This is a genomic window from Bradyrhizobium sp. (assembly GCF_004799445.1).
GTDB lineage: Bacteria > Pseudomonadota > Alphaproteobacteria > Rhizobiales > Xanthobacteraceae > Bradyrhizobium.
Window position 1 is genome coordinate 1 of the sequence record NZ_SSNA01000076.1, and the last position, 5,147, is coordinate 5,147.

Genomic DNA, 5,147 nt, shown 5'->3' on the forward strand with positions numbered 1-5,147 from the left:
GCTTGCGCCCGTTGGAACTAGCCACCTTTGCTGTGTGGCAGTTGGCGAAGATGACCCAGGAGTTCAGGGAGAGTTATTACAAACGCTACGACGGCGAAAAGCAGGGCGCGTCATGAAGCGCCGGCGCCGATTCAGAAAGCGCAACCGGCAACGGCTTACCGCCCATGCAAGACGGCTTAGGCGGTAACGACGACGGGGCGCGGGCTCAGGTCCGCGCAACGCAACAAAGAGGCCGCCGGTTCACGCCGGCGGCTTTTCGCTTGCCGGTCCCGCCGTTCACCGCTCTAATGAGCAATCGTTTCAAAAGGGAGTGCGGACGTGGCGACTGGTACAGTGAAATGGTTCAACGGCCAAAAAGGTTATGGCTTCATCGCGCCGGACGGCGGCGGCAAGGACGTCTTCGTCCATATCTCGGCCGTCGAGAAAGCCGGCATGGACGGCCTCAGTGAGGGCGCCAAGGTCACTTATGACGTGGTCCCGAACAAGGGCAAAGAGAGCGCGGAAAATCTGAAGGTGACGTGAGGTACGCAAAGGACGCCGGTTCACACCGGCGTGCTCATTCGTCTCTCTTAAACCGGGCGCCGCATGGTGTGATCAGATCAGCGTGATGGCAGCCATGTCATACACAGGGCGCCCAGTCGCCCATCGAAGCCCCCGCAAGGGGTGAGGCTACACGCTGGCCCTGACACAGGCCTTACGGCTCGGAAGGCAAATAAGGGCACTGAGGTTGAAACAGGCCAGCGCCCAGCCGCGCCGGACTCGCCCATGCCCTGGCGCCGATCGGCCGGGACATCGCAGCCCGCAAATCCCGGACTCACCAGCGGGCTTCCTAGAGTCATGGCGTAGGCATTCGGTGGGGGGTTCGCGCCATCGGCCGATGAGCGCTACGTAAAAGAACGGGCTTTTCTCTTGGGCAATTAGTTAGCAGGCACCGCAGAGCCTGCACTGCGAACCAACCTATCCGCCTTTTTTAGAACGTAGGTATTTGCCGGCTGTTCTCGAGCAAAGAAGCTGAACACCACGAACGCTGCGCAAAACAGCAAGCCTACCAGCATAACTTTCCGGTAGGTGCGTCTGTCCGCGTTGTGAAAAGAACTCGACATAAAATACCACTACAACTTCACACTGAATGCGCAATTGACGTAGCGTTTTAACCTAACTTTTGAAGGTTACTGACTATCGCGAATTTGACTTGGTCCGGCTCAGCCAGCGAGGTGATGCTTGCGCATTTCAACCAAACTCGACCGGCAAGAGCGGTGGTAAAATAAGCTGATGATAATGTCCCACATGACCGAACCTCGTTGTTTGATCGTGGGCCGATGCTAGCTGGTGATTATTTCCGGACGACTTCGCAACTATCGGAAAATGGTTTCGTCGGACCGCCGCCTAAACAACACCGCAGGCGGCCACCGGCACGACCCCTGCGCTGGCGCCGATCGACCGACACATGACAGCGGGCAAATCAGACGCGCACCAGGCTCCGCAGAGTCACCGCGGGCCTATCGCCCTCCCCGTAGATCAAACCGTAGATACCGATTTTTCAGCCGAAATTTATCAACTAAATCAGCAGGGTTGACAGGACACCCCTTCCGCCAGAAGCTAATGATTTCAATAGGGTTGTCACTGTCTCAAGGAGCGGGTTTGCCACTTCCTGTTCCGGTCCTGTTCGTAGCTTTGAGCGGGTTAGCGTTTAAACACCAAATGCGGTCCCAGCTTCGTCAAGCCGCGAAAAGATGGACCCCGCGAGATTGTCGGCGCTCCGGTCACTCAGAGTATCCGCTGGGGGCCACAGCAGAAACGAGTGACGGGGCGGCCAGATTTGGCTGAGCCGGGAATCGACCGCCTCAACGATCTTCTCGTTGTGCAAAATCTCCGGAAATGGACAAGAGTAAGCGAGAATAAAAAGTCGTTCGACGACGAACACGGTGGTTTGAGTGTTTACTCTCGGCGTGCCGTCGGGATGGACGGTCCAACCTTGCGGACGTTCATATTCGGAGAGGGAGATTCGGACCGAGGAATGGCCCCAATGGGGGACCCATTCTTTGCGATCGAAATCTCCGATCCAAATTCGGAAATCGTTTGGCGCAGTGTGAGTCTGATATAGCCATCGCCGGGCCGTGACCGAAACCGCTGCACTTTTGGGGTAAAAATACTCTGCGCAAATTACGGACATCGCGGCCCACGCCGCTAAAATCTTCTGATTCTCCAAGGTGAGGTTTATGGATTTGCCGGCTATAAGAGGAATGATGATTGGCTTAGCCGCGCTTTGGAGATCGCTCATCCAATGATGGTTGCAGGGGCCGCATACGATTTGAAGCCTCCGGCTTCGCGGATCGCCGCCCCATCGCTTGGCAACTTTATCGATGCTGCGATCGGGATTCAAAATTGCCGTTGTGGAATTGTGATTGGACATTGACTTCGCGATAAACTGAGCCAACCAGTCAGCCCATATATGCTCCTTAGTAGTCGGTTCTCCTCCGCAGAAAATGCAGTACTTTGAGGTACGAGCCATGCCTAGGGCCGCGAATTTCTATTTTTGATCATCTTCCGCTCTTGGACACTTCCCAAAGCCGCATACCATCGGCAGCCATCACCTTGCGCCGCGCTTGCTGAATGTACTTGCGGGCCTCATCGTCGGTCAAATGCCCCAGGATTGATTTGATCTGCTCCAGCGTCGCTCCAGCTTCCGCCAGAGCCGCGCCGGCCAGATGCCGCAGCCCATGCGGCGAATACCCTGGGAAACCAAAGTCCGCGCATTGATTGCAGATCATGGTTGTCAGGCTTGTTGCCCGGAAACGGTCGCCGCGAGTGCTGGTTAGGAGATACTGCGCCTCGATTCCGTCCGCTTTGAAATGCTCCCGCAAATTCCGGTGGCACGGGATCCAGACATAGGTTCCGGTCTTTTCCTGCACCACTTCGATTGCCGTTCCGTCAAAGTGCTTGCGCTGCATCAGCACCACGTCCGAACGCCGCTGTCCGGTATAGCGCAAGAGATAATAGGCCCGCCGCAGTCGCGGATTGTCGATCGCTTCAAACTTCGCGCATAATTCCTCCGGCCAAGCTGGCGCGGATTCGTGTTCTGTGTGGATCGTCGCAACTTCTGCGGCCGGATTCGGCCCGATCTCTTCCATGCCCAAATGCTCTTTGGCGAACAACCAAAGCCGCCCGATCATATCCACCGTTGCGTCTGCCACCGATGGGCGGTCTTTGAGATTGTTGCGAATGCGGCGAACGCCCTTTTCCGTGAACGTCGCAAGGTCCGCCCGGCCATATTTCGATTGCAGATAGTCAAGCCGCCGATTGTAAATTTCTTTGGTCGCGGGTTTTGCCTTTGCCCACTGCGGCGATTGCGCCTTGTATTGCTCAACTACCCAATCAAGCGTCCCTTCCAGCGGGCCGTTGCCCCTGCCCTGCCGAATGATCGCGGCGCGCGGCGCATGTTCGGCCAGGAGCGCGGCATATTCTTCCGAAAAGGTCGGAGAATCTGGCGCCGGCAATGGGTAGCGCTTCCCCTTAATACGGAAATAATGCCGCATCTTCCCGTGACGATCGGGGAAAGCGCTATAATATTTCAGCTCTGCATTGCCCATTTATGGCGCGGCTGCGCTCGCCCCTTCGGCTTCAAGCATATCAGCAAGCGATTTTCGGCCGGGTGCAAGCCGTTTTTTCCGTTCGCCCATGGCATCAACAGCCGCGTCTAGGTCGAGCCGATCCCACCTGGGCAAGCCGCCAACGTCCCGGGGAGATGGCCAAACGCCAGCCGAAACGCCCTCAAGGAATTTGGTTTTCGACAAATCGACATAAGCCGCCGCCCGGTCGGCATTCATCATTCGAGGCGGATAAGCATGCCGTATTGCATACGCGCCAGCGCTTCGTCATCCGCTTCGCGGATTGAGACTTGCGGCGTTGCCCCGGCAGATGACGCCGTTGCAATTTCGTCTAACGTCTCGATCGCGCCGCCCGCGATATCGGCGGCCGGCTGGTTGCTTTGCCCGCTGGTCGTGAGCAAAGTTGATCGGTTGACGCGCAGCGTGGCCTTCCTGTCTCGATTGCTGGAGACTGGTGTTGACGTTCGCTTTGCCGATCTTCCGGCGATTGAGGGGACAACCGGCCGCTTTTTGCTGCATCAGATGGTTTCGGTTGCCGAGCTTGAGGCCGGGATGATTTCAACGCGCACCAAAGCGGCGCTGGCAGCCGCAAAGGCACGGGGCCGAACCCTTGGCGGGGCGAGGGTCCGCAAGAGCAACGGGCAGCGCGTAGTAATCAGCCGGAAGGCGCAGAAGTCCGGCGCAGCCGCCAACCACAAACGCGCTATCGATCGCGCGGCCGATCTTGCGCCTACTATCGCAGCTATCCGAAATGATGGGGCAATCACCTTGCGGGATATCGCAGCGGGTCTGGAGGCCGCCGGCATCGCCACGCCACGTGGTCAGGGGAAGTGGAGCCCCACCCAAGTTAAGCGTGCCATGGAGGCGTTGAAAGCAGCAGAATAGGTACTGGCCGAAATAGGCCCACTCGCCAGATCAAAACAGAAAGAAGAGGCCGCCAACTGAGGCGGCCTCTGAATGATACCCTAACGACTTGGGGGGCTATTTCCAGTCCGTCCAACTGTCGCCCTTCCAATAACCGCGGCCCTCGTGCTCACGCCAACTGTACTTGTCACTCGGGCCCCATTTCCATGAGTCCTCATGAACGACCACGCTGGACTCTTTTGGATATTCGTAGGTGCTCGTAGTGTGCCAGCAAACAGGGCCTACACAGGAAATACCTGCCGAAGCGCTCACCGCTGAGAAAGCCAAGATGCCCGCGCCTATTACCGCGCCGGCAAGGGATTTGCTTAGTGCTGTCATCTTCAATCCTCCGTTTATGCTTTCGAACGTGAAATTAACGGCGCAGCTCGATCTAGGTTCCGCCAAAACACGCAGACCGAGATCAGGAGAAATGCCTCCCCGAGTTCGCTCTGGCAAAAGCGCTCATTTTTGCCTTCATGGTTGGCTTTGCCGGAAAAGCGCGATGTCACACATGGGTCTTGTGTCACGAAGCGTAGCCGGTCCAAACGGCTGCGCGCAACTTTATAGGAGATGAAGGTAGGTCCTTCGGGTTCGGCGATCAGGTCGCTGATCCCAAGCCACCGCGGGCCGCTTTGG

General features: G+C 57.4%; 7 protein-coding genes. 2 read left to right on the forward strand and 5 right to left on the reverse strand.

Features of this window, described 5'->3' with window-relative positions:
- Positions 1-318 precede the first annotated feature (318 nt).
- Positions 319-522 (forward strand): cold-shock protein, encoded by a 204-nt coding sequence (locus E8A46_RS10510; protein ID WP_291560240.1) that lies wholly within the window; start codon positions 319-321, stop codon positions 520-522.
- A 1,168-nt stretch (positions 523-1,690) separates the two neighbouring features.
- Here E8A46_RS10510 and E8A46_RS10515 read toward each other — a convergent pair.
- From E8A46_RS10515 to E8A46_RS10530, 4 genes are all read right to left on the reverse strand, one after another.
- Positions 1,691-2,413 carry a hypothetical protein gene (locus E8A46_RS10515; RefSeq protein WP_291560242.1) on the reverse strand — a complete coding sequence of 241 codons (723 nt, stop codon included), beginning with the start codon at positions 2,411-2,413 and terminating at the stop codon, positions 1,691-1,693.
- A gap of 127 nt (positions 2,414-2,540) precedes the next feature.
- On the reverse strand, positions 2,541-3,590 hold the full coding sequence (locus E8A46_RS10520) for a tyrosine-type recombinase/integrase (protein ID WP_291560244.1): 1,050 nt from the start codon (positions 3,588-3,590) through the stop codon (positions 2,541-2,543).
- Positions 3,591-3,830 (reverse strand): hypothetical protein, encoded by a 240-nt coding sequence (locus E8A46_RS10525; protein ID WP_291560247.1) that lies wholly within the window; start codon positions 3,828-3,830, stop codon positions 3,591-3,593. It lies immediately after the preceding gene.
- Positions 3,827-4,009: a hypothetical protein gene (locus E8A46_RS10530; protein WP_291560249.1), complete on the reverse strand. Its 183-nt coding sequence runs from the start codon at positions 4,007-4,009 to the stop codon at positions 3,827-3,829. Before E8A46_RS10530 ends, E8A46_RS10525 begins: the two co-directional genes overlap by 4 nt.
- A 10-nt stretch (positions 4,010-4,019) precedes the next feature.
- Here E8A46_RS10530 and E8A46_RS10535 point away from each other — a divergent pair, with 10 nt between their 5' ends.
- The gene (locus E8A46_RS10535; protein WP_291560251.1) at positions 4,020-4,493 is read left to right on the forward strand and encodes a recombinase family protein; all 474 of its coding nucleotides are present in this window, start codon (positions 4,020-4,022) and stop codon (positions 4,491-4,493) included.
- Positions 4,494-4,864: 371 nt separating this feature from the next.
- On the opposite strand, the gene E8A46_RS10540 is transcribed toward E8A46_RS10535, so the two are convergent.
- On the reverse strand, positions 4,865-5,147 hold a 283-nt coding region (locus tag E8A46_RS10540), incomplete at its 5' end, for a hypothetical protein (protein ID WP_291560253.1).

Excerpts from the sequence above, each read along its gene's own strand:
- E8A46_RS10525 (WP_291560247.1), bottom strand. The coding sequence starts at position 3,830 with ATGATGAATGCCGACCGGGCGGCGGCTTATGTCGATTTGTCGAAAACC.
- E8A46_RS10520 (WP_291560244.1), bottom strand. The coding sequence starts at position 3,590 with ATGGGCAATGCAGAGCTGAAATATTATAGCGCTTTCCCCGATCGTCAC.
- E8A46_RS10515 (WP_291560242.1), bottom strand. The coding sequence starts at position 2,413 with ATGTCCAATCACAATTCCACAACGGCAATTTTGAATCCCGATCGCAGC.